We start from the raw sequence: 2,273 nt of genomic DNA on the forward strand, positions 1-2,273 counted from the left end.
TATGAGGAAGCCCACCCTGTACCGCCTAAGCGGTCAGGGTTGGGAGGATGTCACTGAAGCTCTAGAGAAAATGGTATGATAGGAAAACAACCTATTTGAATAGTGAAACTTGAGCAAAAAAGTTTCACTATCCAACATAAATTGCAGCTAAACAAGACATTCATCTGGTTAAACCAAAACACACCGTTAAAAATAGAGCATCTAATCTCAGAAATGAGCGATTAAATTTATGTCTTTTCCCATAGAACAAGGACTTTTTAAATATGACATGACCGATCACTACGCTATTTTGGGGATTCCCATTAATGCTGATAGTCGGTATATTCGTCAGCGATATTTAAAGATAGCATATATTCTTCATCCTGATACCTTTAAGGGCAAAACAGAGAAGGAAAAACAACTAGCTACTAAAATTTTATCAAAATTAGTCAATCCAGCCTACGAAGTATTATCAAAAGATCGTTATCGCGACGAGTATAAATTAGTATTGTCTCAGATGGGACGAAATTTAGCCGATGAATTGCGTAGTATTACTATTGCAACTGATGAAGCACAAAAACTATTACAAACTAGTCAAGATCGAGAATTAACATATCATCAACTTTTAACCCCTTTGGTTAGTAAGCAGTACGATAATTTAGACAATGTATTGACTACCATTGCCCAAATTAGCGAGTTAAATTTAATTTATCTCATGCTTTCCCAAGGAGAACAGGTCAAAGAAAAAGCAAGACCAAAACCCACACCAGAACCCAAAGCAGCAACAAGAACAACTTCTTCTTCAACACAACAAGCAATCAAAAAAGAGGATCATAAATCAGCAGTTAAAACTGCTCTAGAACGCGCTCAGGAAGATATTGAACGTAACAATCTTTCTCAAGCAATTATTGAATTACGAGAAACATTAAAAGAAGATCCTAACAATAGCACTTGTCACGGTTTATTGGGGTTGGCATATTTAAAACAAGAGCAGTTAACTATGGCCAAAATTCATATTAATAAGGCACGAAAAGTTAATCCGCAAGATCCAATTGTAATCAAGGCAAAGTTAGCCTTAGATAAAGTGCTTCCTGACTCCGACTCACAAAAACCTTCCGATAAAAAACAAGGAAGTGGTTTCTTCGGATTATTTGGGAGAAAAAAATGAAAGGTTGGGGACTTATCCCTTCTTACAAAACCAGAGATAGCAAGGATAATGTTGACGTATTCGCTATGTATAAAGCTAGTTTTGGTTATGTTTGGGCTTAAAGTTACCTAAAGTCTCACTATTCATTCAGCAACACCAATACTATTTCTCATTAATCTACTTGACATCAATAGGAAATTTAACGCTATAATTTTAAGAAAACTTTATATTAAGTTACATTATTTAATATAAATCCGTGAAAGCAAGTTGATGCTCAAAGATTCGAACGTGATGAAATTATGGAAATAAATCAGATCAAAGCATACCTTGATAATCCGAATCCTCAAAATCGGATTAAAGCTATTGTAGAGCTAAGGAATTACCCGTCGAATGTAGTTGTTCCCTTACTCAAACAAAAAATGTATGACGAAAAGTTTATGATTCGTTCTTTTGTGGCAATGGGTTTGGGTTATAAACTTACTGATGAAGGTTTTGAAATCCTGCTCAAATTGATAGAGAATGATCTTGATCCCAACGTCAAAGCCGAAGCTGCTAATTCTCTGGCTAAGCATGGAGAAAAAGCAATTCCCCATTTGCTAGAACTTTTTAAAAGAGAATCTCACTGGTTGATTCGGCAAAGTATCTTTGCTGCTTTAGATGAAATTGGCTCCCCAAATGTTTTTATACAGCTTTCTAAATGGGGATTAGAAGGGGATGATCTGACGGTAAAATTGGCATCGATTTCTTATTTGCGAAAATTAAAAGGAACGCCAGTTGAGCCTGAAGCAATCAATTTACTCCTTGAGCTATCCACCAGTGAAATAGTAGCAATTAGAGCGCAGGTTGCTAGAGTTTTAGGAATTTTTGAGTCTCCTAAAGCTAAAGAAGCATTAGCACAATTACGAGAAGATCCAGATCATCGAGTTGTGGGCGCAACCTTAGAAGTTCTGTTTTGATGGTGTGTCATCAAAATTTTCCCCTGTTAAAGACAACTCTGGATTACTAACAACTCATTATGATCGTTTGGTGGTGTTATTCGATTAAACAATCATAATTGAGTTTCCTCAACAACGTGAGTTTGACTGAGGTTAAAATCCGTATCTTCTCAAAAAGCCAGGGGTCACTCGCTGCGAAAACTTAGGCCAAA

2 protein-coding genes are annotated in these 2,273 nt (G+C 36.3%); both read left to right on the forward strand.

What is annotated here, in order from left to right; genetic code table 11:
- The first annotated feature begins 229 nt into the window (after positions 1-229).
- On the forward strand, positions 230-1,147 hold the full coding sequence (locus P9B04_RS21840; protein WP_342057074.1) for a J domain-containing protein: 918 nt from the start codon (positions 230-232) through the stop codon (positions 1,145-1,147).
- Positions 1,148-1,425: 278 nt separating this feature from the next.
- Positions 1,426-2,082, forward strand: a complete 657-nt coding sequence (locus tag P9B04_RS21845) for a HEAT repeat domain-containing protein (protein WP_342057075.1) — start codon at positions 1,426-1,428, stop codon at positions 2,080-2,082.
- Positions 2,083-2,273: the final 191 nt, after the last annotated feature.

The organism is Crocosphaera sp. Alani8 (assembly GCF_038442745.1).
Classification (GTDB): Bacteria; Cyanobacteriota; Cyanobacteriia; order Cyanobacteriales; family Microcystaceae; genus Crocosphaera.

What these genes read in the sequence shown, in the direction of transcription:
- P9B04_RS21845 (WP_342057075.1), top strand. Translation starts at nt 1,426, where the DNA reads ATGGAAATAAATCAGATCAAAGCATACCTTGATAATCCGAATCCTCAA.
- P9B04_RS21840 (WP_342057074.1), top strand. Translation starts at nt 230, where the DNA reads ATGTCTTTTCCCATAGAACAAGGACTTTTTAAATATGACATGACCGAT.